We start from the raw sequence: 24,664 nt of genomic DNA, 5'->3' as shown, positions 1-24,664 counted from the left end.
CACCACCGCACGCCCCCGTCCGTTGGTTTTTTCACGCCCGCCCCGCACTGTAGGACAGTGCCGGTTTCAATTTCCAGCACGCGATAACCGCCCCCGCACAGGTTAAAAACGTCCCCCAACCGCACCTGCCAGGCTGCGGATTTCGACACCTTCCGGGAGATTGACATGAATTTCAGAACCATCGCGCTGCTGCTCATCGTGGCCGCCATGGCCGTGCTGGCCGCGCTCAACTGGACCACGCTGGCCACCCCATCCGTCATCTCGCTGGGGTTGACCTCCTTCGAGGCCCCGCTGGGCCTGCTCATGCTGGGGCTGACCGTGTTGCTGGGCATTTTCTTCATCGCCTACGTGCTGTCGCTGCAAGGCTCGGTGCTGCTGGAGACGCGCCGCCACGCCAAGGAAATGACGGCCCAGCGCGATCTGGCCGACAAGGCCGAAGCCTCCCGCTTCACCGAACTGCGCGCGTTTCTCGAAAACCAGAACCTGCAGTCCCATTCCGCCCTGATCGCGCGCATCGATGCGCTGGAACTGCACCTGGCCCAGCGTGCCCAGGAATCGGACAACACCACGGCGGCCTACGTGGGCCAGCTCGAACACCAGCTGCGCGGCACCCCGCGCGTCGATTCCCGCATCGACCCGATCTGATGTGGTGATGCGTCGGCGGCACAGCCCGCCCGCCGAGCCCTCCAAAACGAACGCCGCGCTGCACGGGAACCCGTGAAGCGCGGCGTTTGCGTTGGCGTTGATCGGCAGCGCGATGGATGGGTTTACTTCAGCGACAGCACCCAGGCGGCCAGCTTCTTGGCGTCGGCATCGTTCACCTGGGCATTCGCCGGCATGGGCACCGGGCCCCACACGCCCGATCCACCCTTCATGATCTTGGCGGCCAGCTTGTCCACCGCATCCTTTTGGCCGGCGTATTTGGCGGCCACATCCTTGTACGACGGGCCCACCAGCTTCTTGTCCACCGCATGGCAGGCCATGCAGTTTTTCGAGGTGGCGAGGGCCTGGTCGGCCAGGGCCGGCACGGCCACCGACAGGGCCATCGCGAGGGTGATCAGGGTGCGCTTCATCGGGGGTTTCCTGTGGGTTGTGGGTTAGTATCCGGCTCAATGAAATTGTAGTGGCGGGGGTTGACCCCCGGCACGTAAAGTCCGTACCGCACAGGAGATCGCCATGTACGCGCTGGGTCTGGGAGTGCTTCTTGTGCTGCTCAAATACCTTGAGATCGGGCCCGTGGCCCTGTGGTCGTGGTGGTGGGTTCTGTCCCCCTTCGCCGTGGCCTTCGTCTGGTGGGCCTGGGCCGACGCCACCGGCTACACCAAGCGCCGCGCGATGGAACGGATGGACCAGCGCAAGCAAGACCGCATCAACAAGAACAAGGAAGCCCTGGGCATCCAGCCGCGCAACCGCCGCTGAACGCACCGCCCCGATCGGCACCGCCCCCTCCAACCAAAAGCCCGCGCGCCTGACCGGCCGCGGGCTTTGTCTTTTTGCAATGGCCGGCGCGCGGCCGGCCTGGATCAGTAGGCGTCCAGCACCGCGCCCTTGCTGGCGCTGGCGGCATTGAAGGCGAACTTGGCCTGCACGCCGCGCGTGTAGCGCGGAGCGGGGGGCGTCCAGCCTTCGCGGCGGCGGGCGAGTTCGGCCTCGGGCACGTTCAGTTCCAGCCGCAGCGTGTGCGCGTCGATGGTGATGGAGTCGCCTTCGTTCACGAACGCGATGGTGCCGCCTGCCGCCGCTTCCGGTGCCACGTGGCCCACGACCATGCCCCAGGTGCCGCCGGAGAAACGCCCGTCGGTGATGAGGCCCACGCTCTCGCCCAGGCCCGCGCCGATCAGCGCGCCCGTGGGTGCCAGCATCTCGGGCATGCCGGGGCCGCCCTTGGGGCCCAGGTAGCGCAGCACCATCACGTCGCCCGCCACGATCTTGCCGTCCAGGATGGCCTTCAGGGCCGACTGCTCGTCGTCGAACACGCGCGCCGGGCCGGTGATGACGGGGTTCTTCAGGCCCGTGATCTTGGCGACCGCGCCCTCGGGGCTCAGGTTGCCCTTGAGGATGGCCAGGTGGCCCTGCTCGTACATGGGCCGGTCGATGGGGCGGATCACGTCCTGGTCGGCGCGGGGCGCGTCCGGCACGTCCTTCAGCACCTCGGCGATGGTCTTGCCTTCGATGGTGAGGCAGTCGCCGTGCAGCAGGCCGGCGTTCAGCAGCACCTTCATGACTTGCGGAATGCCGCCGGCCTGGTGCAGGTCCACCGCCAGGTACTTGCCGCTGGGCTTGAGGTCGCACAGCACGGGCGTCTTCTGGCGCACGCGCTCGAAGTCGTCGATGGACCATTCCACGCCGGCCGCGTGCGCGATGGCCAGGAAGTGCAGCACCGCATTGGTCGAGCCGCCGGTGGCCATGATCACGGCCACGGCGTTCTCGATGGACTTCTTGGTCACGATGTCGCTCGGGCGGATGTCCTTCTTGATCGCCTCGATCAGCACCTTGGCCGATTCCTTGGCCGAGTTCTGCTTCTCGTCGTGCGGGTTGGCCATGGTGCTGGAGTAGGGCAGGCTGATGCCCAGCGCCTCGAACGCGCTGGACATGGTGTTGGCCGTGTACATGCCGCCGCACGAGCCGGTGCCGGGAATGGCGCGCTTTTCGATCTCCTTGAGGTCGAAGTCGCTCAGGTTGCCGGCAGCGTTCTGGCCCACGGCCTCGAACACGCTCACGATGTTCAGGTCCTGGCCCTTGTACTTGCCCGGCAGGATGGTGCCGCCGTACACATAGATGGCCGGCACGTTGGCGCGCAGCATGCCCATCAGGCCGCCGGGCATGTTCTTGTCGCAGCCGCCCACGACGACCACGCCGTCCATCCACTGGCCCTGCACGCAGGTCTCGATGCAGTCGCTGATGACCTCGCGGCTCACCAGGCTGTACTTCATGCCTTCGGTGCCCATGGCCATGCCGTCGCTGATGGTGGGGGTGCCGAATACCTGAGCATTGCCGCCGGCCTCTTCGATGCCCTGGATGGCCGCATCGGCCAGCTTCTGCAGGCCCGAGTTGCACGGCGTGATCGTGCTGTGCCCGTTGGCCACGCCCACCATGGGCTTCTTGAAGTCACCTTCTTCGTAGCCCATCGCGTAGTACATCGAGCGGTTGGGCGCGCGCGATTTGCCTTCGGTGATGTTGGCGCTGCGGCGGTTGATCTGCAGGGGTTTGTTTTCCATGGGGCGTCCTTCGTGGGAGGAAATTTCGTGTCGCCGGGCCGGCCTCGGGTGGGCGGGCGGCTTTTGGGGCAGCGCGGAGTATGCGCTGTTTGATTGATTGGTTCCAATCCGTTTTCAAGGGGTCATTGATATGCTTGGCATATGAATGACGCATCGATCGAGCTGCGCGTGTGGCGCCAGTTCCTGGCCGTGGCGGAAGAATTGCACTTCGGCCGCGCCGCGCAGCGCCTGCACATGACCCAGCCCCCGCTCACCCAGGCGATCGCCCAGCTGGAGCGCGCACTGGGCCTGCTGCTGTTCGACCGCACCCGCCGCCGCGTCGCGCTCACGCCGGCCGGCGAGGCGCTGCTGCCCGACGTGCGCGAGGTGCTGGCGCGTGCCCAGGCCCTGCCGGCGCGCGCCCGGGCCGCGGCGCAGGGCGAGGTCGGTCGCATCCGGCTGGCCTTCGTGTCCACCGTGGGCTTCGAGCAGTTGCCCGCGTGGGTGCGCGCCTTTCGCAGCGCCTGCCCGCAGGTGTCGCTGGAACTGGTCGAGGCGACGGGCGACGTGCAGCTGCAGTTGCTGGAGCGCGGAGAAATCGATGCCGGCCTGCTGCTGCATTCACCGCAGTTTGCCCCGCCGGGCCTGGCCGGCCTGCGCGTGGCACGCGAGCCGCTGGTGCTGGCGCTGCCGGCGGCGCACCCGCTGGCGGTGCAGGCGAAAGCCCCGCCACTGGCCGCCGTGCTGGCCGAGCCGCTGGTGATCTTTCCGCGCCGCATCCTGCCTTCGGTGTACGACGCGATCTTCGCGCTATACCACGCGGCCGGGCATTCACCGCAGGTGGCGCAGGAAGCCATCCAGATGCAGACCATCGTCAACCTGGTGGCGGCCGGCCTGGGGCTGGCCTTCGTGCCGCAGAGCGTGATGCAGTTCCAGCGCACCGGCGTGGTCTACCGCCGCGTGGCCACGCTGCAGCGCCGGCCGGGGCCGGCGCTGCCCGAGTGCGAAACCCGGCTGGTGTGGAACGCCCCCGCGGCCGGGCCGGCCCTGCTGCGCTTCGTGGCCTTCGTGCAGGCGCTCCAGGGCACGGCGCCGGGCGAAGGAGCGGATCGGTCGAGTGGGGATGGTTTGCTATCAAATGAATAGCTGCCGGGGCAATGAAAACGCCGGCGTGGGGCTTGAACGGCTTGGAAAAAAGAAAAGCGCGCACACCGCCCTGGCGTGCGCGCCTTGGCCGGGCGCAGGATCAGTCCGCGGAGGCCGATTGCGTCTGCAGGTAGTTCTGCAGGCCGACCTTGTCGATCAGGCCGATCTGCTTTTCCAGCCAGTAGGCGTGGTCTTCCTCGGTGTCGCGCAACTGGGCGAGCAGCAGGTCGCGGCTCACGTAGTCCCGCACGCTTTCGCACAGGGCCATGCCTTGCTGCAGCGCGGCGCGCACTTCGTATTCGGTGGCCAGGTCCTTGCGCAGCATCTCGGGCACGGTGGTGCCAGGGGTGAATTCCTTCGGGCGCATGTCGGGCATGCCGCCCAGGAAGAGAATGCGCCGCAGCAGCGCGTCGGCGTGCTGGGTCTCTTCCTGCATCTCATGGTCGATCCGCGTGTAGAGCTTCACGAAGCCCTGGTCTTCGTAGAGGCGCGAATGGATGAAGTATTGATCGCGCGCGGCCAGTTCGCCGCGCAGCAGGTCCTTGAAATAATCGATGACCTGTGAGTTTCCCTGCATGTGTTTTCCTTGGAATCAGGGCAGGAGTATCGCGCGGCCACCCGGCCCGTGGGTGAATGCCCCCCGGCCGGCGCTCTGCATGCGTACCGGGATCAGAAGCGTTCGCGTTGGCGGGGCTTTTCGGCAGGCCCGGGGCGCTGGACCTGCACCACAATACGGCGGGTTCAGACGTGGAGAGTCATCACTGAATGAGAAGCCTGAAGCACCGCCCGCCCGCACCTTGGCAGGTCGCATGCCGAGCCCCATGACACTGCCGGGCATCTTGCGGCGCACACTGCGGCACGTTGGCGTGGCCTGCGCGCTCACGGCCGGCATGGTCGCCCACGCCGGCGGGACCGGTGCATACGCCCTGGACTGGCCCCATGCGGGCGAAGCGCTCACCTATCGCTCCTGCGGCTGCGCCGACGCGTGCTGGGTGGCCGAGGTCCGGGACCGGCGCACGAAAGCCTTGAAGGCCCGGCTGCGGTGCGACTGCGAGACGCTTCACTACCAGCAGGCCTCTGCCGGGCCACGCGAATCGGTGGTGGGCGCTTGCGAACCCATCAATGGCAGCGAGCGCAAACCCGAGGCCCTGCGCGAACGGCTGGAGCTTTTGCTGAATCCCAAGCCCGCAAGGCCGGAGTAGGCCGGATCCTGTTCCATCGCTGAACGATGCGGGTGGTGCGGGCCATATGCGCGCGCACCCGCCGGATTGGCGGTGCCTCGATGGGGCTGCCGGTTCGGTATTTGCGCGAATGCTGCGCACCAAGGGCGGGGGATTTTCCGCCGCGTCTTAAGGTGTGTGGTTTGCGCATCGCAGGTCGCACGATGAAGCCCTCGTCCATTGAATCGTCGTCACGGCGCCGCGCCTCCGTCGAACCGCGGGAAGGAGGGAGGGACGGGGCGGGCGGTGCCGGTGCCACCCGCTCGCCGGCATTGCGTCGGCCCACTCTCGGCCGCCCACCTGACATGCCTGCGCGGGCCGATGCCCGTGGTTCGCGCCTTGCCCCCTCTGCGCCTCGGCAGGCTTTTGCCCTGGAGCCCCGTGGGCCGGCGATGGACCGGCTGAGAATGTCTGAAACGGCAGCGAGGGTCCTGGCCGAGCCCGGCGCGGACCGCATGATGTCGCCGTCACTCAGGATGTCGTCCGCCTTCGGGGTGGACATCGGGCCACCGATCCCCGAAAGCAAAATCCTGCAAAGGGCCATGCTCGAGGATTTTTTGAGGGATTGGGCGGGCCCGCAGACGGTGAAAGACCGCATTCTCAAGGCGCATCGAAAAGATGACTTTGTCTTGAATCTCGACAAGGCCGATCTGAGCAGCCTGCCGCAGGGACTCTTTCTGCTGCCCCACCTGGGCAACATCAGCGTGAATCGCAATCCCTTGCTTCGGGAGTTGCCATCCGATCTCGCCCACGCGCCAGGACTGTTGCGGATCCAGGCCAATGACTGCGATCTGCAGTGCTTGCCGGAGAACCTGGGCCAGGCCGCGAAGCTGGTGGTGCTGGAGGTCGGCAACAACCGGGGATTGACGGCATTGCCCGAGTCGATGTCGACGTTGACGGAGCTGCAGGTGCTGCAGGCGCAGGACTGCGATCTGGTTCGCCTGCCCAGGGGCGGGCTGGGGCCCGCCATCAAGGACATCGACCTTGGCAACAATCCCCGTTTGACCGGGTTGCCCGATGGCATCGACCAAAGCCCCCGCATCGAGCGCCTGGTGCTGAACCAATGCGCCCTGTCACGCCTTCCGTCCGCCGTGGGGCATCTGCCGAGGCTGAATGCCCTGGACGTGAGCGGCAATCCGGGCCTGCAGCACCTTCCCGAGGGCATCGACTTCAAGCACGTGCACATCGCCACCCGCGGCACCCAGATCCGGCTGATGGACAGGGTGCTGAGCCAGCCGCTCGATCCGCAGGTCCGTGCAGCGCAGGAAGGCCGGGTCCAGCAAGTTCGGGCGCGCTGGAGCGCCGTCCGGGAAAGGCTGGAGGCGGGCGGGGCTGGCGCAGCGCAGCAGGCCCAGGCGGCCCGCCTGGACATCGACCGGGCCCGGATGGGGTTGTCCAGCACCGCGGAGTCCATGCCGTTGGCGGGCGACAACTGGAATGCGGCCGATCGCCAGGTCCGGGAATGGATCGCGCAGAACGAGCCGCTGGACACGGAGCACCTCAAGCGACTCAATGCCCTGCTGGGGCAGGGCACCTGGCCCTTCGACGACCCCGAGGCCTTCGAAAAATTCGGAGCCCGGTTCGGCGCGTTCCGCCGGCAGTCGACCGGTTTTTCCCAAGGCCGTGCGGGGGCTGCGGTCGTCGATGAGCGAGAGGTCGGCGCGGAAATGGCGCACTTCGACGATTGGTTCGAAGCGGCCGGCAGGCGCGTCGAGCGCGGCGAGTCCAGTCCGGCGGAATGGGCCGCTGCCACGGTTCAGCGCCTGATCAGCATTCACCCGTTTCCCGATGCCAATGGCCGCACGGCACGGCTGGCGGGCGACTGGGTCTTGATGGGCCAGGGCCTCCCCCCGGCCAGCAGCCCGAAGCAGTTGATCGCCGTGTTCTCCAGCGGGCGCAATCCCGTGGGCCCCGAAGATGCGCTGGCGTTGACCGTCGAAGGCATGGCCAGAACCGTCGAGGTGTATGAAAGGCACCTGGGCCTGGAGCCCCGGGCCGAGGGGCATGCCAGCGGCGCGGCGCACTGACCGGTGCGTTGGCCATCGGCCGGCCGCCCTGCCGCGTCAGAAGTCGATGGCCGCCGACAGCATCACCGTGCGTGGCGCGCCCACGGTCACGTAGTTGCTGACCACCCAGTAGTTCTTGTCGAACGCGTTTTCCAGGCTGGCGCGCAGCACCACGGGCTTGCCGGAGACCTTGGTGGCGTAGCGGGCGCCAATGTCCAGGCGCGTCCAGTTGCCCACGCGCAGGCGGTTGGCGGCGTCAGCATAGACCGGCGAGGTGTGGATGACGCGGCCGTTCAGGCTCAGGCCCTGCACCCAGGGGGTGTCCCAGTCCAGGCCCAGGTTGAAGGTGCGGTCCGGCACGCCGGCGGCGTTGTTGCCCTGGTTCAGGCCGCCTGCGGTGCGCGTGAGCTTGGCGTCGTTGAAGGCGGCGCTGGCCATCAGGCGCAGGCCGCGCTGGACTTCGCCGTAGGCCGTCAGCTCCAGGCCTCGGTTGCGCTGCTCGCCGCCGAAGCTGTACACGTTGGTGACCGGGTCGGTGACCGCGCCGGGCTTCTTGATCTGGTAGATGGCGGCCTGCGTGGTGAGCTGGCCCCAGTCCACCTTCACGCCCACTTCGTGCTGCTTGGATTTTTGCGGGGCGAAGGTCTCGCCGGCGTTGGCGGTGGTGACCCCGGCGGTGGCGCCGCGGGTGAGGCCCGCGGTGTAGTTGGTATAGACCGAGATGTTCTTCGCGGGCTTGAACACCACACCCGCCAGCGGCGTCACGGCGCTCTTGTCGTAGCGGCTGGTGGAGACGCCGGTGGTGGGCGTGAAGTTTTCCTGCTCCATGGTCTGGTGGCGCAGGCCCAGGGTCACCAGCAGGCGGTCGTCGAGGAAGGCCATGGTGTCGGCCAGCGCCAGGCTCGACTGGTCGGTGACCGAGCTCTTGCCGGGTGCGCCGCGCGCCACGGTCATGGCGGGCAGGGGCGAGGGGTTGTACAGGTTGGAGGCGTTGGTCGTGGCCGAGGTGGCGTAGAAGTAGCCCGTTTCCTGGTTCAGGTAGTTCGCGCCAAGGGCCAGCGTGTGGCCGACGCTGCCGGTCTTGAAGCGCGTGCGCAGGCCGACGTCGGCGGCCTTGGACTTCGTGTATTGGTCGTAGTAGGCGTTCGACACGCGGAAGTTGCCCAGCGCGTCGGGCCGGCCGCTAGGGAAGGTCTGCTCGTAGTCCATGTCCATGTAGCCCAGGCTGCCGTAGACGGTGGTGCGGTCGTTCAGGTCGTGCTCCAGGCGCGACATGACCGTCTTCACGTTGTCCTGCAGCTTCGTGCCGGGGTAGAAGTTGAGCCGCGCGTCGGGCACGGCCGGCACCGAGGTGGCCGTGCCGGCGAAGTTGATCTGGGGCCGGAACTCCTTGGTTTCGCCGCGCGTGGCGAAGGCGTCCAGCGACCAGCGCGTGCGGGCGCCGGCGTAGTCCAGGCCGACCGAGCCCAGGCCCAGGTTCTGCTTGCCGCCGTCGATGTTGCCCTCGCCGCCGCGCACCAGGCCGTTCACGCGCACGCCCCACTGGTTGTCTTCGCCGAAGCGGCGGCCCACGTCCAGGTGGGTGCCGAACTGCGCCTTGCCCATGTAGGTGGTGGTCAGCCGCGTGAGCGGCACGTCCGCCGCGCGCTTGGTCACCACGTTGATGCTGCCGCCGACGCTGCCGCTCGGGCCCACGCCATTGGTCAGCGCGCCGGGGCCCTTGAGCACTTCGACGCGCTCGATGGTCTCCAGCGGGATGCTGGTGGACGGCGCCAGGCCGAACAGCCCGTTCATGCTGATGTCGCTGTTGGACAGGGTGAAGCCCCGCACCTGGAAGTCGTCGCCGAAGCCGCCGCGCGAGGTGAGCGTGCGCACCGAGGCGTCGTTCATCACCACGTCCGCCACGGTCCGTGCCTGCTGGTTGTCGATCAGCTCCGAGGTGTAGTTGGTGGTGCTGAACGGGACGTTCATCAGGTCGGTGTTGCCCAGGATGCCCAGGTTGCCGCCGCGCGCGAACTGCCCGCCCGAATAGGTCTTTTGCAGGCCGCCGATGGCCTCGGCCTGGTCGGACACGACCACTTCGTCGAGCGCCGTCCGGGCGGCGGTCTGCGCACCGGCGCCGGCGGCGGCGATGAGAAGCCCGGCGCCGATGCAATGGCGCACGAGGCGGGCGAGCGGGGTGGGGGCGAAGCGGGGTTCTGCGCGGCTGGCGTGTCGGTGCATGGTGTTCAGGAGGGGCTTTGCGGCCGGCGGGCCGGGGTCCGTGGCCAGGCCGTGAAGCGCCGGGAGAGGACCGCCGGGCGGCGGAAAGCGGTTGGAAGAATGAGAAGCGTTATCAATTATGAAGTCGCCACCACGGGTCGAGCGGGGTCGATGGCCGGGTGGGCGGGACTGATGCTATTAATTAAATAGCATCGAAGGCAATCGAAACGCCGGCATGGGCCCGATTCGGCCCATATCCCGCCCGGCGGAATGCGATGACGAAGTCCTCCGGGCGGACCGCGGCGGCGTCTGGCCGGCCGGCGCGCCGCACCGTCGCCGCAGCGGTCGCCGCTCCGGGGCGCCGGCCGGAACCGTCATGCCGGGCGGGCACAATACCGCCCACCATGCTGATGTACCCCCAAATCGACCCCATCGCCCTGCAAGTGGGCCCGCTGGCCATCCACTGGTACGGCCTGACCTATCTGGCGGCCTTCGCGCTGTTCATGTTCCTTGGGGTGCGGCGCCTGCGCCATGAGCCCTTCGCCTCCATCACCGGGCCCGGTGCCTGGACGCGGCGCGACGTGGAGGACATTCTCTTTCTCGGCGTGGTGGGCGTGGTGGCGGGGGGGCGGCTGGGCTACTGCCTGTTCTACAAGCCGGGCTACTACCTGTCCAACCCGCTGGAGATCTTCTACATCTGGCAGGGCGGCATGAGCTTTCATGGCGGGCTGCTGGGCGTGATCGCCTCCATGGTGTGGTTTGCGCATTCGCGCAAGCGGCCCTGGCTGCAGGTGGCCGACTTCGTGGCGCCGTGCGTGCCGACGGGGCTGGCGGCCGGGCGCGTGGGCAACTTCATCAACGGCGAGCTGTGGGGGCGCTTCAGCAGCCCGGACTTGCCCTGGGGCATGGTGTTCCCGCAAAGCGGCTCGCTGCTGCCGCGCCACCCGTCGCAGGTGTACCAGTTCCTGCTGGAGGGCGTGCTGCTGTTCGTGCTGCTGTGGCTCTATGCCCGCCGCGAGCGCCGCCAGGGCGAGGTGGCCGCGGCCTTCCTGGTGGGCTATGGCAGCTTCCGCTTCATCGCCGAATACTTCCGCGAGCCGGATGCGTTCCTGGGCATCCTCTCGCTGGGCATGAGCATGGGCCAATGGCTGTGCGTGCCGATGATCGTCGCCGGCATCGCCATGTGGGTGTGGGCGCGGCGCCAGCCGGTGCTGCAAAGGGCTTGAGGCGCCAGAGGTCTCCAGCACAATAAATACTAGGGCATGTTGCTATTGAAAATATAGCAATCGCCCTGGGGGCGAATCGGCACCGCAGGGTGCCTCAGACCGCCGCGCGCCGCGGCGCCATCGACCACAGCAGGCCCAGCGCCACGGCCAGCAGGACCAGCATGGCCGCATTGATGGCGGTCCATCCGATGCCCGACAGCAGCGCGCCCGAGCCGAACGACATGGCCACGGCCATGCCGCCGTTGCACAGCTCCATCAGCGCCTGGGCCGGGCCGCGTTCGTGCTCCGCGTGGTTTTCGGACAGCAGCGTGGTGCCGGCGATCAGCATCAGGTTCCAGCCCACGCCCAGCAGCAGCGAGCTGGCCAGGAACTGCGCGAACCCCAGGCCCGACAGCGCCACCGTCGCGCTGCCCACCAGTACCAGGGCGCCCGCGCCGGCCACGCGCCGGCTGCCCCAGCGGTCCACCAGCGGGCCGGCGAAGAACGCCGGCAGGAACATGCCCACCACGTGCCACTGGATCACCCGCGCCGCCTGGGCCGTGGAGAAGCCGCACCCATCCATGGCCAGCGGGGTGGCGTTCATGGCCAGGATCATCAGGCCGTGGCCGATGGCCGTCATCCCCACGGCGGCGCGCAGGGCGGGGCGCCGCAGCAGCGCGAGCAGCACCGCGCGCCCGGCGGCGGCCGGCTGCGGCGCCACGCCTTCGCGCAGCCGCGCCATGGTGGCGACGCCCAGCGCCGCCAGGGCCGCGATGGCCAGGTAGGAGCCCACGAACGGCGTGGCCAGCGCATCGCGCGAGCCCACCGCCACGGCCGGCGCGAGCAGCGCGGCGCACAGGCCACCGCCCACCACGCAGGCCGCGGCTCGGCCCTTGTGGCGCGGGTCCACGGCCTCCAGTGCGGCATAGCGGTAGTAGCCCGCCGAGGCCTGGTAGACACCGATGCACGCCGTGCCCACGCACAGCAGCGCGAAGCTGCCCGCCGCCACGGCCAGGGCGCACACCAGGCCCCCGGCCACGCCGAAGGCCGCACCCAGCACCAGGCCCGGCCGCCAGCCCCGCCGCTGCATGAACAGCGACAGCGGCGACACGGCCAGCAGGTTGCCCAACACCAACAGCGCCAGCGGCAGAGTGGCGAGCGCGCCCCAGGGCGACAGCCGCAGCCCGACGAGGGACGTGAGGGTGATGCCGATGATGGAGCACGACCAATAGAGCGCCTGGCCGGCGAACAGCAGACGGATGGCGGGGTTGCGAAGCAGCATGGCAGGGCCTGTGAGGGAGATGAAAAACGGAAAAGGGAAGGGCGGTCGAGCCGTGGCGCGGTGCGATGGGCCGGCCGCAGCGACCCGGGGCTTTCTCTGCCGGCCGACGCGTCAGCCCGGCCGGGCCACGCCGGCCGTCCCAGCGCCGAAGCGCTCGGCATAGGCCTGCGGGCTCACGGCCCGGTGCTTGTGGAAGGCGCGCCGCAGCGTCTCGGGGTGCTGGAACCCGCACAGCCGCGCCACGGTGGAAACCGAGGCCTGCGCCTGGGCCAGCAGGGCCGATGCCGCCTCCACCCGCACCCGCTCCACGTAGCGCGCGGGCGTGGTGCCCAGTTCGCGCTGGAACACGCGGGTCAGGGTGCGCGGCGGCATGCAGGCGCGGGCGGCCAGGGCGTCCAGCGACAGGTCGCCGCCCAGGTGGCCGGGAATCCATTCCAGCAGCGGCGTGAGGCGGGGCGCGTGCGCCGCATCGGGCGCCAGCAGGGGGCTGAACTGCGCCTGCCCGCCCGGGCGGCGCAGGTACATCACCAGGCGCCGCGCCACGGCCAGCGCCATGGCGCGGCCCAGGTCGTGCTCCACCAGCGCCAGGGCCAGGTCGATGCCCGCCGTCACCCCGGCCGAGGTGAAGACGTGGCCGTCGCCGTCGATGCCGCCCGGGTCGTAGGTGTGCAGCCGGTCGCCCGCCACCCGCACCTGCGGATGGCCCTGGCGCAGGCCGTCCACGCTGTCCCAGTGGGTGGTGGCGGGCCGCCCGTCCAGCAGGCCGGCGCGGGCCAGCAGCAGCGCGCCCGAGCACACCGATCCCACGCGCCGGGCGGTGCGCTCGGCCTGCCGCAGCCAGTCGTGCAGGGCGGTGTCGTCCAGCTGGGCGTCCACGCCCATGCCGCCCGGCACGAGCAGGGTGTCCAGTCCAGGGAGCGCCACGTCGCGCCGCGCCGCGTCGGCCACCACGGCGAAGCCGGCGGAGCACGCCACCGGGCCGGCGGCCTCGGCCACCAGTTGCAGGGCGTAGGCCGGCGCGCGGCCCTGGCGCTCCATCTCGACATTGGCGGAGGCGAAGACCTGCAGCGGGCCGACCACGTCCAGGCTCATGAAGCCGGGGTACAGCAGGCAGGCGATGCGGCGGGGGCGGGGTGGGGTCATGCGCTGCAGTGTCGCGCGGCGCGGCGGTGGCTGCAATGACAACCATCGCACAGATCCAGCCACTTTTCGGGGAGTTGGACCGACGCGCGGCGCCACCGCATGGGGTTTTCGCGGCCCAGGGAATCCCTGATGGGAAAGTGGCGGCTCCATCGCCATAATTATGTGAAATTACGCACATTGCCGCGCGATGCCGGCACGTTGCGTTTCGTTGTCACTGCTTGCGAGGTCGATCGAGCCACCCACAGCTACCCACAGCCACCACTGCCGCTTTGCCATGTCCTCCCTTCCCGCCAACGCGCGCGCGCTCCCCCTGTCCCTGCATTCCGAGGCGGCCGAGCGCATCCGCGAGCTGATCTTTGCCGGGCAGCTGCCCCCGGGCGGGTTCGTGGATGAGATCGCGCTGTGCGACCGGCTGGCCATTTCGCGCACGCCGCTGCGCGAGGCGCTCAAGGTGCTGGTGGCCGAGGGCCTGCTGCGCCACGAGCCGCGCCGGGGCTGCTTCGTGGCCGAGGTGACCGAGCGCGACCTGGACGAGATCTTCCCGGTGATCGCCCTGCTGGAAGGCCGCGCGGCGCACGAGGCCACCCTGCGCGCCAGCGAGGCCGACCTGGCCGCGCTGGAGGTGCTGCACGAGCGCCTGCGCGAGCACGCTGCGGCCGGCCGCATCGGCGAGTACTACGCGGCCAACCACGCCATCCACGAGGCGCTCATCACGCTGGCCGACAACCGCTGGCTGGCCCAGGTGATCGGCGACCTGCGCAAGATCCTGCGGCTGGCCCGCCTGCAGCAATTGCGCGCCCCGGGGCGGCTGCAGCAGAGCCTGGCCGAGCACCTGGAGCTGTTCGATGCCATCAAGCTGCGCGCTCCCGAGGTGGCCGAGGAGGCCATGCGCACCCACCTCGTGCGCCAGCGCGCCGCGCTGCGCGACATCGCCCGCAACCCCCCTTCGAGGATCACGCCATGAATGCCACTGCGGAATGGATCACGCGCAGCGTCTCCCGCCTGCGCCCCGCTGACAAGACCACCGGATCGGCCGACGGCGCGGGCAGCGGCCCGGCCAAGGCGCCGGTGCCGCGCTCCACGCACGAACGCCTGCAGGCCACGCTGCGCCGCGGCCAGGAGGCGCTGTCGCCACGCGCGCTGCGGCGCCTGCTGGCCGACCTGCAGGAGGTGGGCGCGCCGCAGGTGAGCGAGGTCGAGGGCGGCCGCCGCGCCGAGGCCGTCGCCGCCTGGTACCACGCGGCCGAGCCCGAGGAGCGCCGCGACATGTGGCTGCTGCTGTGCGAGCAGTTCGCGCCCGATGCCACGCGCTTCAAGTCGGCGCGCCAGCGCTACGAGGCGGCGGCCGGCACGGCCGAGGAAGCCCATGCCGAGATCCACCTGCGCCGCGCGCTGGTGTCGCCGCGCACGCGGCTGCTGCAGCGCTTTGCGGTGTTTCCGAACGGCATGCGCTTTCTGCTGGACCTGCGGGCCGAGCTGCTGCCGCAGCTCAAGGGCGACAAGCGGCTGCTCGCGCTCGATGCCGAGCTGGAGCAGCTGTTTTCCACCTGGTTCGACGTGGCGTTCCTGGAACTCAAGCGCCTGTCGTGGGATTCGCCCGCCTCGCTGATCGAAAAGCTCATCAAATACGAGGCAGTACACGACATCCGCAGCTGGGCGGACCTGAAGAACCGGCTGGACAGCGATCGGCGCTGCTACGGCTTCTTCCACCCGCGCCTGCCCAACGAGCCGCTGATCTTCGTGGAGGTGGCGCTGGTGGCCGACCTGTCCAGCAGCATCACGCCGCTGCTGGACGAGGGCGCGGCGCCGTCCGACCTGTCGAAGGCGACCACGGCGATCTTCTATTCGATCAGCAACACGCAGACGGGGCTTCGCGGCGTGAGCTTCGGCGATTCGCTCATCAAGCACGTGGTGGAGACGCTGAACGCGGAGTTTCCGCGCCTGCGCACCTTCGCCACGCTGTCGCCGATCCCGGGGTTCCGTTCGTGGCTGTCCAAGCACTGCGCCGCCGCGCTCGATGCGCTCGATGACAAGCGCCGCGCCGAGCTGGGCAAGGCCGTGGGGTTCGAGCCGCCGCAGGCCGCCCACGTGCTGGCCGCGGCCGACAAGGCGCTGGAGCTGCCCCCGAAATCGCCCGTGCGCCAGCTGCTGCTGCAGTGCGCCGCGCGCTACCTGGGGCGCGAGCTGCAAGAGGGCAAGCCGGTGGACCCGGTGGCGCGCTTTCACCTGGGCAACGGCGCGCGCGTGGAGCGCCTGAACTGGGCGGGCGACCCGTCGTCCAAGGGCCTCAAGCAATCGTTCGGCCTGATGGTCAACTATCTCTACGATCTCAAGCGGATCGACAAACACCGCGGCCTGCTGGCGCAGGGCCGCGTGCCGATGTCGGGAGACATCGAGAGCCTGTGCCGGGACTGAGGCGGTGTGAGCGGGGCGGAAAGAAAAAAGGCCGGTGCGCGCCATGAAGGAAAGCGCCCGAGCCTTTCGCCCTGCGGGTCAGATGGCACCGGCGCCATGAGCGCGCCTTCCTTGCATGCATGACAAAGACCCACAACGACAGGAGACAGACACCATGAACCATTCCCCTTTGCAGCGCCGCGGCGTGCTGCGTGGCGCGGCCGCGGCCGGCCTGGCGCTGGCCACCGGCCGGGTGTTGGCGGCCGACCCCTGGCCGGCCAAGCCGGTGAACCTCGTCGTGCCGTTCCCGGCCGGCGGCGGCACGGACGCCTTCGCGCGGCCGTTCGCTGCGCAGTTCGCCAAATCCACCGGCAAGATGCTGATCATCGACAACCGCGGCGGCGCGGGCGGCACCGTCGGGGCCAGCTTCGCGGCCAAGGCGCAACCCGACGGCTACACGCTGTTCATGGGCGGCACGCACCACGTGATCGCGCCCTCGATGTACCCCAAGCTCGACTACGACATCGAGAAGGACTTCATCCCGCTGGCGCTGCTGGCCAACGTGCCGCAGGTGCTGGTGGTCAACCCGCGCACGGTGCAGGCCACCACCATGCCGCAGTTCCTGGACTTCCTGCGGCGCAACCCGGCCAAGCTCAACTACGCCTCGGCCGGCGCGGGCACCTCGCACCACCTGGCGGGCGAGCTGTTCAAGCTGCAGACCAACACCTTCATCACGCACATTCCCTACCGCGGCGCCGGCCCGGCGCTGCAGGACCTGATCGGCGGCAACGTGGACATGATGTTCGACGGGCTGGGCTCGTCCGCCGCGCACATCAAGGGCGGGCGGATCAAGGCGCTGATGGTGGCCGGCGCCCGGCGCAACCCGGCCTTCCCCGACGTGCCCTGCGCGGCCGAGGTGGGCCTGCCCGACTACACCGTGACCACGTGGTACGGCCTGTGGGCGCCCAAGGGCACGCCGGCCGACCTGCAGGCGCGCATCGTCGAGGAGACGCAGCGCCTGGGCACGGCCGAGGACCTGAAGGCCGTGTGGGCCAAGAACGGCGCCGACTACGGCGGCCTGTCGCAGACGCAGTTCGCCGCCATGGTCCACTCGGAGGTTCGCCGCTGGGCGAAGGTGGTCAAGGATTCGGGCGCCAAGCTCGATTGACCGGGGGCCCCGGGCGGGGCGGCAAGGCGGCCGATGCGGCCAGTGCAAACGGCGGACATGGTGGAGAGGGCGGACATGGCGGGTGACATCGGGGTGGAGCGGGTCGACGGGGCGGATGGCGCCCCCGGGGTGGTGCGCGTGGTGCTGCGCCACCCGGGGCGGCTCAACGCCATGTCCCGCGCCATGTGGCGGCAGCTGCGCGCCGTGTTCGAGCAGCTGCAGGCCGATGCCGGCGCGCGCTGCGTGCTCATCGAAGGCGAGGGCGATGCCTTCTGCGCGGGCGGCGACATCTCCGAGTACCCGGCCTTCCGCTTCGACCGCGAGGCGCTGCGCGACTTCCACGAAACCGAAGTGTGGGGCGGCCTCGCGGCCATGCTGGCGTGCGACGTGCCCATCGTGGCGGGCATCCGCGGCGCCTGCATGGGCGCGGGCGTGGAGATCGCCAGCTGCTGCGACGTGCGCATCGCCGGCGCGGGGGCCCGCTTCGGCGCGCCGATCGCGCGGCTGGGCTTTCCGATGGCCCCGCGCGAGGCGCAGCTGGTGGCCGGCGCGGTGGGCGATCTGATCGCCCGGCAGATGCTGCTGGAGGCCGCCACCTTCGGCGCCGAGGCCATGGCGGCGCGGGGCTTCCTGAACCGCGTGGTGGCCGACGAGGCACTGGCCGCCGAAGCCCTGGCCAGCGCCCGGCGCATCGCCGCGCTCGCCCCCGCTGCGGCGCGCATGAACAAGCAGACGCTTCGTGCTTTGAAAGGGCCTGCAGCGCATATTCCACTAGGGCATGGTGCTATGAATAATGTAGCAATTGATCCGGCGGCCACCGCACCGGGGCAGGGGCCGGGCCCCTTCGCCGACCCCGATCCCTATGCCTACGCGGACAGCCCCGAGCACCGCGAAGGCATCATGGCGTTCCTGGCCAAACGTCCTCCCGTCTTCTGACACCCGACCGTTTTCCTCTTTTTTTGTATGAGCCAACACAACCTGTACACCGCCCTGCGCGCGGCCTTTCCGGACGACCTGGATGCCGTCGCCGTCGAAACCACGGCGGCCGACGGCACGCCCCTGCACTACACCTGGAGCGACCTCGACCGCGCCAGCGCGCGCATCGCCAACCTGCTGGCGTCGCTGGACCTGCCGGACGGCAGCCGCATCGCGGTGCAGGTCGAAAAGTCGGTCGAGGCCCTGCTGCTGTACCTGGCCACGCTGCGCGCGGGGCATGCCTTCCTGCCGCTGAACACGGCCTACCAGAGCGGCGAGATCGAATACTTCGTCGGCAACGCGGAGCCCGCGGTGGTGGTGTGTTCGCCCGCCAACTTCGGCTGGGTGTCCAAGATCGCCTTCACGGCCGGCACGCAGCACGTGTTCACGCTGGGCGACGACCGCACCGGCACCCTGCTGGAGCGTGCCGCGCACCACGGCGACACGCACCTGCCCGTGCCGCGGGCGGCCGACGACCTGGCCGCCATCCTGTACACCAGCGGCACCACCGGCCGCAGCAAGGGGGCGATGCTCACGCACGGCAACCTGCTGTCCAACGCGCAGGTGCTCAAGGAATACTGGGGTTTTCGGCCGGACGACGTGCTCATCCATGCGCTGCCCATCTTCCATGTGCACGGCCTGTTCGTGGCGATCCATGCGGCGCTGCTCAACGGCAGCAAGATGATCTGGCTGGCGCGGTTCGACCCGCGCGCGGTGGTCGCCGCCATGCCGCGCGCCACCGTCTTCATGGGCGTGCCCACGCTGTACGTGCGCCTGCTGGCCGAGCCGGGCCTCACGCGCGAGGCGGTGCGGAACATGCGCCTGTTCATCGCGGGCTCGGCGCCGCTGCTGATCGAGACCTTCCGCGAATGGCAGCAGCGCACCGGCCACACCATCCTGGAGCGCTACGGCATGAGCGAGACCATCATGCTCACCTCCAACCCCTACACGGCCGACCCGCGCCACGGCGGCCAGGACGAACGCCGGGGCGGCACCGTGGGCTTTGCGCTGCCGGGCGTGGACCTGCGCGTGGTGGACGATGCGGGCGCCCTGCTGCCCGTGGGCGAGATCGGCGGCATCCAGGTGCGCGGCCCCAACGTGTTCAAGGGCTACTGGCGCATGCCCGAGAAGACGCAGGAAGAGTTCAGCACCGATGCCGACGGGCACCGCTGGTTCAAGACCGGGGACGTGGGCCGCGTGGACGAGCGCGGCTACGTGAGCATCGTGGGCCGCAGCAAGGACCTCATCATCAGCGGGGGCTACAACGTCTATCCGGCCGAGATCGAGGGCTACATCAACGAGATGCCCGGCGTGGCCGAGAGCGCGCTCATCGGCGTGCCGCACCCGGACTTCGGCGAGGTCGGCGTGGCCGTCATCACGCCCAAGCCCGGCGCGCAGCTCGATGGCGACGCCATCGTGGGGCGGCTCAGATCGCAGCTGGCCAACTTCAAGATCCCCAAGCGCTGCTTCATCGCCCCCGAGCTGCCCCGCAACGCCATGGGCAAGGTGCAAAAGAACCTGCTGCGCGAGCAGCACAAGGGGCTGTTCGCCTGACCCGGCGCGGCCCCGGCGGACACGGGCCGCGGAACGCGGGGGAAAAGCCGCTTCACCGATGGGGTGGCAGGTGCTAACCTGACCCTTGCCCTTGCCCTCTGGAGTCCTGCTGCATGCCTGCCGCCTTGCCCCGGTCCCCGGCGACCCCGGCCCCCCCGAACCTGCCGGACAAGGACCGGTCGGTCGCGTCGGCGGTCCTGTTCGTCGTGCTGGTCGCGCTGCTGCTGGTGGCCTCCAACGTGTGGCTGGCTTGGCGGGCGCGCGATGCCGAGTGGCAGCAGGCCGCCGATGCGGCGCGCAACCTGACGCATGCGGTCGCCCAGCAGACCGATGCCATGTTCGCCGAGGTCGGCCGCGTGGTCGGTAGCGTGGTGTACGAACTGGAGCGCTCGGAGATGGCCCCCGACGCCCTGGAACGCCTGCAGCCCCTGCTGGTCACCCACGTGGCGCAGTCGGAGCACCTGCACGGCATGTTCGTCTTCGGGCCCGATGGCCGCTGGCTCGTCAATTCGCAGCCCGTGCAGAACCCCCAGGCCAACAATGCGGACCGCGCCTATTTCATCCACCACCGCGACAGCCCGAGCACGCGTGTCGCCATCGGCAAGCCCATCGTCAGCCGGTCTTCGGGCGTGTGGATCATTCCGGTGTCGCGGCGCATCGACGACGCCGAAGGGCACTTCGCAGGGGTGGCGCTCGCCACCATCCGGGTGGACTACGTGCTCGGCCTGCTCAACGGGCTGCAGATCGGCGACAAGGGCGCCATCGCGCTCCTGCTGGACGACGGAACCGTCCTGGCCCGGCGGCCCTTCTTCGCCGAAGACCTGGGCCGCAGCCTGAGCGGCACGCCGCTGTTCCAGATGCTGACGCAAAGCCGCGCCGGCATCGCCACCGCGCCGTCGCCCATCGACGGCGTGCGCCGTCTGGTGGGCTTCGAACACACCCGCAGCAATGCCCTGCTGGTCACCGTCGCGCTGGCGGAAGACGAGGTGCTGGCCGAGTGGCGCCGCTCGGCCTCGGTGCAGGCCCTGGACATCCTGCTGCTGGTGGTCGTGGTCGGGCTGGCCGGGGGCGGCGTGATCCAGGCGGTCCGGCACCGCCGCGACGTCGAGCGCGACCTGACCGCGGCGCGCGATGCGCTGGTGCTGGCCAACGACAAGCTGGAGCACCTGGCCGAGCACGACGGCCTGACGGGGCTGTACAACCGCCGCGCCTACGACCAGCACATCGCCAGTGCGATGGCCCGATGCCGGCGCAGCCGCCTGCCGGTGTCGGTCGTCCTGTTCGACGTGGATTTCTTCAAGAAGTACAACGACTTCTTCGGCCACCTCAGCGGCGACGAATGCCTGCGGCAGGTCGCCAAGGCGCTGGAGGCGTCGGTGCGCCGGCCGGAGGACATGGTGGCGCGCTATGGGGGCGAGGAGTTCGTGATCGTGCTGCCCGAGACCGACGCGGCCGGCGCGGCCCTCGTGGCCTCGGCGGCGCGCGCGGCGGTGCGCGCGCTGCAGATCGCGCACCCGCAAAGCCCCTTCGAATGCGTGACGGTCAGCGGCGGCCTGGCGTGCTGCGACTGGACGGACGGCGCGCCCGACAGCGCCCAGGACCTGCTGGCCAGCGCCGACGCCGCGCTGTATGCCGCCAAGCAGGCCGGGCGCAACACGGTGCTCTCCCTCGCCGGGCGCGGCGCTCGGGCGGCCTGACCGGCGCGGCGCGGGAGTAGGTTCCACTGTTCGCCAGGATCACTGCGCGGTCTGCGACGCAGGAGCCGGCTGGGGGTTCAGTTCATGTGCTGCAGCATCCGTTGGGCGGTTTCTTCGACGCTGAGGTTGAGATTGAAATCGGCCTTGCTCCAATCGGGCGATGGCATGCCAAGCTCTTTCAGAATACGTTCCGCGCACAGCCTGCTGACCCGTCCATTGCCGTCCATGTACGGATGGATGGCAATGAAGTTTTGCTTGAAGTGGGCCGCGATCATGGCAGCCTCCATGGGATCGTTTCCCTTGGCCTGGCGGAGCATCTTCTTGACTTCCCCGCACAGCCTCTGCAGGTCTTGCGGGATGCGTTCTGCCGGGCGAAACACGGTTTTTCCCGTGAGCGTGCCAGCCGTTCCTGACGAACCCGGCAAAGGCAGACCCCAGAAAGATGCGCCGTAGCTCTCCAGCTTGCCGATCTCTTCGGGCTGATAGGTTTTCACGCCCAGGCCGCCAGGCGCTGCAGCCCACGACTCACGTATCTGTGCGGGTTCGACCTTGTCCTTGCCACGTGCCCAGGCCAACGCATAGCCGACGGAAAGTTTGCCCTTCAGCGTGCTGTATTGGTCATCAGGTGCGTAAGCCGCCGAATGCACGACATGCAGCAGTTCTGGCGAGAACTCGCTTTTCAGTTGCCCCAGCGGAACGCTGTCCAGCACTTCGCGGGCCATTTGTTCGGCGGCATGTGCCTTGCCGCCATGGTGGCTTTGTGGCTGCAATGCGGTTCTTGGGCGCAGACCGGATGTCCCGGAAGTTCTCGCCCTTTGCGCGCTTTGAAGCCCCTCCGGTGCGGAGCCCGCGCGGGAGCGCCCGGAAGTGTTCGGTGCTTTGTCGAACGAGGCCGATGGTGGCAGGGTCGAGGCACGCGCCGTTTTCGATCCGTCAATTTTTGGAGGCATGTGAATCACATTGCTTGATGTGCTTCCCATGCTGCCCCGATTTTCCCGCAGGCCCCCTGCGCCGAACGAAAAACCTGGCCTGGTTGCGAACGGGGCTCAACCTGCCATCGGCGAACCGCTGGCGCAAAAGATGCAGCCGGCCGCAGGCGAGGTGCCTTCGCCCGGATCGGTGCCCGCCGCGTGGCTGCAGCAGTGCTCCAGCCAGCCGCTCACCAGCCGGTACACCGACAGGTTGGTGCGGGCCGTGGGCGCGCACAGGTAGTAGCCCAGCGGGCTCTGGAAGCGCTGGCCCAGCGGCTCGACCAGCGTGCCGGCCTGCAGCTCGTCCTCCACCAGGCAGGTGGGCACGATGCCCACGCCGAAGCCCGACACGGCGGCCCGGATGATGAGCGAGTACAGGTTGAAGCCCGGCCCGAAGCGGCTGCCGCCGGTGTCGCAGCCGTTTGCCGCCATCCAGTCGTGCCAGGCCAGCGGCACCTCGATGTGCTGCAGCAGCGTGGCGTGCTGCAGGTCGGCCTGGGTGCGCAACGGCAGCGTGTCGCGCAACTGGGGGCTGCAGACGATGCTGGTCTCCTGCCCGATCAGGTAGCGGGCGTTGGCGCTGGGCCAGTTGCCGTAGCCGTACTGGATGGCGGCATCGAACTCGTGCGGCACCGCGAAGTCGTGCGCGTGCTGGTAGCGCACGAAGTTCAGCGACACCTGCGGCAGCGTGCGCTTGAAGTGCCCCAGGCGCGGAAACAGCCACTGCGCCGCGAACGTGGGCGGCACCGAGAGGTTCAGCGCCCCGCCGTCGCCGCCATAGGACATGAGCTGCGCTGTCGCCGACTCCAGCGCGGCGATGGCCGGGCGCGTGGCGTTGAGGTAGGTGGCGCCCGCATCGGTCAGCTCCAGCCCCGACGAGCGGCGGATGAAGAGCTTCTGGCCCAGGTAGTCCTCCAGCGAGGCGATGTGGCGGCTGATGGCGCTTTGCGTCACGCACAGCTCCTTGGCCGCCATCGTGAAGGCCTGGTGCTTTGCCGCAGAGTGGAAAGCGTTCAGTTCGGAGAGGGTGGGGCAGAGGCGGCGCATGCAGTGGTATGAGCTGTAGTCATGGGCAGGTGAGATTTTAGGCGTTGCGACAAGACGCCATTGGCCCGATAAATGCAACCTGTGACGGCGTTGTGACGGTTTTTCCCGAATGAAGGTGTCAGCGTGCACCGCTTTCGGGACGGTACGGGGCCTTGGCCCCCATCGCCGCCAGCCCATGAGTAATTTCGAAGCCCCTATTTTGGATTTTTTGATTCCATGACCGCTTTGTTGATTGAAAACAGCCAGGTGCTGGACGTGCATGCGCTGGCGCTGCGCCCGGGTCTTTCGGTGCTGGTGCAGGACGGGCGCATCGCCGCGGTGGGCGAGGGCCTGCAGGCGCCCGAAGGCGCCACGGTGGTCGATGCGCGCGGCATGACGCTCATGCCCGGCATGATCGACTGCCACGTGCACGTGGTGGCCTCGTCGTTCAACCTGGGCGCGGTGGCCCGAATGCCCAACGTGTTCACCATGCTGCGCTCGCTGCCCATCATGAAGGGCATGCTCGAGCGCGGCTTCACCTCGGTGCGCGATGCGGGCGGCGGCGACTGGTCGCTGGCCGAAGCGGTGCGCACGGGACTGGTGCAGGGCCCGCGCATCTTCCCCTCGGGCAAGGCGCTGTCGCAGACCGGCGGGCATGCGGACTTCCGCCAGCGCAACGACGACCTGGACGTGTGCTCGTGCGCCTACAAGCTGGGCAACATCGGCCGCGTGGTCGATGGCGTGGACGCCTGCCGCCTGGCGGTGCGCGAAGAGATCCTCAAGGGCGCCACGCAGATCAAGGTCATGGCCTCGGGCGGCGTGGCCTCGCCCAACGACCCGATCAACAACCTGGGCTATTCCGAGGCCGAACTGCGCGCCATCGTGGAAGAAGCCTCCAACGCCAATACCTACGTGATGGCCCATGCCTACACGCCCCGCGCCATCGCCCGCGCGGTGCGCTGCGGCGTGCGCACCATCGAGCACGGCAACCTGGTGGATGCCCCCACGGCCGAGCTGATGGCCGAGCTGGGCGCCTTCATGGTGCCCACGCTCATCACCTACGAGGGCCTGGCCAACGAGGGCGAGCGCTATGGCCTGCCGGCGGTGTCCATCGCCAAGATCGACTTGGTGCGCGGCCAGGGCAGGCAGGCCATCGAGATCCTCGCCAAGGCCGGCGTGAAGATGGGCCTGGGCAGCGACCTGCTGGCCGAGACGCACTACCTGCAGGCCGACGAGCTGCGCCTGCGCGCCGACGTGCTGGGCAACGGCCCGGTGCTGCAGCAGGCCACGCTGGTCGGCGCCGAAATCCTCGGGCAGCAGGGCCAGCTGGGCGAGGTGACGCCCGGCGCCATCGCCGACCTGCTGCTGGTGGACGGCAACCCGCTCACCGACATCGCCTGCCTGCTGAACCAGGGCGAGCGCATCCGCGCCATCGTCAAGGACGGCGCCTTCGTGAAAAACAACCTCTGACACCAACC

21 protein-coding genes are annotated in these 24,664 nt (G+C 69.2%); 13 read left to right on the top strand and 8 right to left on the bottom strand.

What is annotated here, in order from left to right; translation table 11 throughout:
• Positions 1-165: 165 nt before the first annotated feature.
• Positions 166-645, top strand: coding sequence for a LapA family protein (locus AVKW3434_RS17205; RefSeq protein WP_272564182.1), 480 nt, complete (start codon positions 166-168; stop codon positions 643-645).
• Between the two features lie 122 nt (positions 646-767).
• Here the strand turns inward: AVKW3434_RS17205 and AVKW3434_RS17200 are convergent, their stop codons facing one another.
• Positions 768-1,073 (bottom strand): c-type cytochrome, encoded by a 306-nt coding sequence (locus tag AVKW3434_RS17200; RefSeq protein ID WP_272564181.1) that lies wholly within the window; start codon positions 1,071-1,073, stop codon positions 768-770.
• A gap of 103 nt (positions 1,074-1,176) precedes the next feature.
• On the opposite strand from AVKW3434_RS17200, the gene AVKW3434_RS17195 reads away from it, so the two are divergent.
• Complete coding sequence (locus AVKW3434_RS17195; RefSeq protein ID WP_284399149.1) at positions 1,177-1,419, top strand: TIGR04438 family Trp-rich protein; 243 nt, start codon at positions 1,177-1,179, stop codon at positions 1,417-1,419.
• A gap of 104 nt (positions 1,420-1,523) precedes the next feature.
• Here AVKW3434_RS17195 and ilvD read toward each other — a convergent pair whose 3' ends face one another.
• Positions 1,524-3,218: a dihydroxy-acid dehydratase gene (ilvD, locus tag AVKW3434_RS17190; RefSeq protein ID WP_272564179.1), complete on the bottom strand. Its 1,695-nt coding sequence runs from the start codon at positions 3,216-3,218 to the stop codon at positions 1,524-1,526.
• Positions 3,219-3,359: 141 nt separating this feature from the next.
• Here ilvD and AVKW3434_RS17185 point away from each other — a divergent pair, with 141 nt between their 5' ends.
• Positions 3,360-4,343 (top strand): LysR family transcriptional regulator, encoded by a 984-nt coding sequence (locus AVKW3434_RS17185; RefSeq protein ID WP_284406807.1) that lies wholly within the window; start codon positions 3,360-3,362, stop codon positions 4,341-4,343.
• 100 nt (positions 4,344-4,443) lie between these two features.
• Here the strand turns inward: AVKW3434_RS17185 and bfr are convergent, their stop codons facing one another.
• Positions 4,444-4,920 (bottom strand): bacterioferritin, encoded by a 477-nt coding sequence (gene bfr / locus AVKW3434_RS17180; RefSeq protein WP_284406806.1) that lies wholly within the window; start codon positions 4,918-4,920, stop codon positions 4,444-4,446.
• Between the two features lie 244 nt (positions 4,921-5,164).
• Between bfr and AVKW3434_RS17175 the strand changes: the two genes are divergently transcribed.
• Positions 5,165-5,545: a hypothetical protein gene (locus AVKW3434_RS17175; RefSeq protein WP_284406805.1), complete on the top strand. Its 381-nt coding sequence runs from the start codon at positions 5,165-5,167 to the stop codon at positions 5,543-5,545.
• Positions 5,546-5,625: 80 nt separating this feature from the next.
• Positions 5,626-7,590, top strand: coding sequence for a Fic family protein (locus AVKW3434_RS17170; RefSeq protein ID WP_284406804.1), 1,965 nt, complete (start codon positions 5,626-5,628; stop codon positions 7,588-7,590).
• Between the two features lie 36 nt (positions 7,591-7,626).
• On the opposite strand, the gene AVKW3434_RS17165 is transcribed toward AVKW3434_RS17170, so the two are convergent.
• The gene (locus AVKW3434_RS17165) at positions 7,627-9,792 is read right to left on the bottom strand and encodes a TonB-dependent receptor (protein WP_284406803.1); all 2,166 of its coding nucleotides are present in this window, start codon (positions 9,790-9,792) and stop codon (positions 7,627-7,629) included.
• 383 nt (positions 9,793-10,175) lie between these two features.
• Here AVKW3434_RS17165 and lgt point away from each other — a divergent pair, with 383 nt between their 5' ends.
• Positions 10,176-10,997, top strand: a complete 822-nt coding sequence (gene lgt / locus AVKW3434_RS17160) for a prolipoprotein diacylglyceryl transferase (RefSeq protein ID WP_272564174.1) — start codon at positions 10,176-10,178, stop codon at positions 10,995-10,997.
• A 94-nt stretch (positions 10,998-11,091) separates the two neighbouring features.
• Here lgt and AVKW3434_RS17155 read toward each other — a convergent pair whose 3' ends face one another.
• Entirely contained in the window at positions 11,092-12,258 is a 1,167-nt protein-coding gene (locus tag AVKW3434_RS17155; RefSeq protein ID WP_284406802.1) for an MFS transporter, read from the bottom strand.
• A gap of 111 nt (positions 12,259-12,369) precedes the next feature.
• A complete protein-coding gene (locus tag AVKW3434_RS17150) occupies positions 12,370-13,401 on the bottom strand; it encodes a GlxA family transcriptional regulator (protein ID WP_284406801.1) in 1,032 nt (343 codons plus the stop codon).
• A 274-nt stretch (positions 13,402-13,675) separates the two neighbouring features.
• Here AVKW3434_RS17150 and AVKW3434_RS17145 point away from each other — a divergent pair, with 274 nt between their 5' ends.
• From AVKW3434_RS17145 to AVKW3434_RS17120, 6 genes are all read left to right on the top strand, one after another.
• A complete protein-coding gene (locus tag AVKW3434_RS17145) occupies positions 13,676-14,365 on the top strand; it encodes a GntR family transcriptional regulator (protein WP_284406800.1) in 690 nt (229 codons plus the stop codon).
• Positions 14,362-15,816: a malonyl-CoA decarboxylase gene (locus AVKW3434_RS17140; protein ID WP_284399174.1), complete on the top strand. Its 1,455-nt coding sequence runs from the start codon at positions 14,362-14,364 to the stop codon at positions 15,814-15,816. The genes AVKW3434_RS17145 and AVKW3434_RS17140 overlap by 4 nt, the downstream gene beginning before the upstream one ends.
• Positions 15,817-15,970: 154 nt before the next feature.
• Positions 15,971-16,963, top strand: coding sequence for a Bug family tripartite tricarboxylate transporter substrate binding protein (locus AVKW3434_RS17135; protein WP_272564166.1), 993 nt, complete (start codon positions 15,971-15,973; stop codon positions 16,961-16,963).
• 75 nt (positions 16,964-17,038) lie between these two features.
• On the top strand, positions 17,039-17,899 hold the full coding sequence (locus AVKW3434_RS17130) for an enoyl-CoA hydratase/isomerase family protein (RefSeq protein ID WP_284406849.1): 861 nt from the start codon (positions 17,039-17,041) through the stop codon (positions 17,897-17,899).
• A gap of 27 nt (positions 17,900-17,926) precedes the next feature.
• A complete protein-coding gene (locus AVKW3434_RS17125; protein ID WP_284406799.1) occupies positions 17,927-19,492 on the top strand; it encodes a malonate--CoA ligase in 1,566 nt (521 codons plus the stop codon).
• A gap of 113 nt (positions 19,493-19,605) precedes the next feature.
• Positions 19,606-21,189, top strand: coding sequence for a sensor domain-containing diguanylate cyclase (locus AVKW3434_RS17120; protein WP_284406798.1), 1,584 nt, complete (start codon positions 19,606-19,608; stop codon positions 21,187-21,189).
• A gap of 77 nt (positions 21,190-21,266) precedes the next feature.
• Here AVKW3434_RS17120 and AVKW3434_RS17115 read toward each other — a convergent pair whose 3' ends face one another.
• Entirely contained in the window at positions 21,267-21,959 is a 693-nt protein-coding gene (locus tag AVKW3434_RS17115; RefSeq protein ID WP_284406797.1) for a Fic family protein, read from the bottom strand.
• 276 nt (positions 21,960-22,235) lie between these two features.
• Positions 22,236-23,207: a LysR substrate-binding domain-containing protein gene (locus AVKW3434_RS17110; RefSeq protein WP_284406796.1), complete on the bottom strand. Its 972-nt coding sequence runs from the start codon at positions 23,205-23,207 to the stop codon at positions 22,236-22,238.
• A 216-nt stretch (positions 23,208-23,423) separates the two neighbouring features.
• On the opposite strand from AVKW3434_RS17110, the gene AVKW3434_RS17105 reads away from it, so the two are divergent.
• Positions 23,424-24,656, top strand: a complete 1,233-nt coding sequence (locus AVKW3434_RS17105) for a metal-dependent hydrolase family protein (protein ID WP_284406795.1) — start codon at positions 23,424-23,426, stop codon at positions 24,654-24,656.
• Positions 24,657-24,664 lie beyond the last annotated feature (8 nt).

The sequence above is a fragment of the Acidovorax sp. SUPP3434 genome (genome assembly GCF_030159015.1).
Classification (GTDB): domain Bacteria; phylum Pseudomonadota; class Gammaproteobacteria; order Burkholderiales; family Burkholderiaceae_C; genus Paracidovorax.
This window is presented reverse-complemented; position numbering and strand designations above follow the sequence as displayed.

Bases quoted from the DNA above. Each gene is read 5' to 3' on its own strand.
- AVKW3434_RS17205 (WP_272564182.1), top strand. From the start codon at position 166: ATGAATTTCAGAACCATCGCGCTGCTGCTCATCGTGGCCGCCATGGCC.
- AVKW3434_RS17200 (WP_272564181.1), bottom strand. From the start codon at position 1,073: ATGAAGCGCACCCTGATCACCCTCGCGATGGCCCTGTCGGTGGCCGTG.
- AVKW3434_RS17195 (WP_284399149.1), top strand. From the start codon at position 1,177: ATGTACGCGCTGGGTCTGGGAGTGCTTCTTGTGCTGCTCAAATACCTT.
- ilvD (WP_272564179.1), bottom strand. From the start codon at position 3,218: ATGGAAAACAAACCCCTGCAGATCAACCGCCGCAGCGCCAACATCACC.
- AVKW3434_RS17185 (WP_284406807.1), top strand. From the start codon at position 3,360: ATGAATGACGCATCGATCGAGCTGCGCGTGTGGCGCCAGTTCCTGGCC.
- bfr (WP_284406806.1), bottom strand. From the start codon at position 4,920: ATGCAGGGAAACTCACAGGTCATCGATTATTTCAAGGACCTGCTGCGC.
- AVKW3434_RS17175 (WP_284406805.1), top strand. From the start codon at position 5,165: ATGACACTGCCGGGCATCTTGCGGCGCACACTGCGGCACGTTGGCGTG.
- AVKW3434_RS17170 (WP_284406804.1), top strand. From the start codon at position 5,626: ATGGGGCTGCCGGTTCGGTATTTGCGCGAATGCTGCGCACCAAGGGCG.
- AVKW3434_RS17165 (WP_284406803.1), bottom strand. From the start codon at position 9,792: ATGCACCGACACGCCAGCCGCGCAGAACCCCGCTTCGCCCCCACCCCG.
- lgt (WP_272564174.1), top strand. From the start codon at position 10,176: ATGCTGATGTACCCCCAAATCGACCCCATCGCCCTGCAAGTGGGCCCG.
- AVKW3434_RS17155 (WP_284406802.1), bottom strand. From the start codon at position 12,258: ATGCTGCTTCGCAACCCCGCCATCCGTCTGCTGTTCGCCGGCCAGGCG.
- AVKW3434_RS17150 (WP_284406801.1), bottom strand. From the start codon at position 13,401: ATGACCCCACCCCGCCCCCGCCGCATCGCCTGCCTGCTGTACCCCGGC.
- AVKW3434_RS17145 (WP_284406800.1), top strand. From the start codon at position 13,676: ATGTCCTCCCTTCCCGCCAACGCGCGCGCGCTCCCCCTGTCCCTGCAT.
- AVKW3434_RS17140 (WP_284399174.1), top strand. From the start codon at position 14,362: ATGAATGCCACTGCGGAATGGATCACGCGCAGCGTCTCCCGCCTGCGC.
- AVKW3434_RS17135 (WP_272564166.1), top strand. From the start codon at position 15,971: ATGAACCATTCCCCTTTGCAGCGCCGCGGCGTGCTGCGTGGCGCGGCC.
- AVKW3434_RS17130 (WP_284406849.1), top strand. From the start codon at position 17,039: ATGGCGGGTGACATCGGGGTGGAGCGGGTCGACGGGGCGGATGGCGCC.
- AVKW3434_RS17125 (WP_284406799.1), top strand. From the start codon at position 17,927: ATGAGCCAACACAACCTGTACACCGCCCTGCGCGCGGCCTTTCCGGAC.
- AVKW3434_RS17120 (WP_284406798.1), top strand. From the start codon at position 19,606: ATGCCTGCCGCCTTGCCCCGGTCCCCGGCGACCCCGGCCCCCCCGAAC.
- AVKW3434_RS17110 (WP_284406796.1), bottom strand. From the start codon at position 23,207: ATGCGCCGCCTCTGCCCCACCCTCTCCGAACTGAACGCTTTCCACTCT.
- AVKW3434_RS17105 (WP_284406795.1), top strand. From the start codon at position 23,424: ATGACCGCTTTGTTGATTGAAAACAGCCAGGTGCTGGACGTGCATGCG.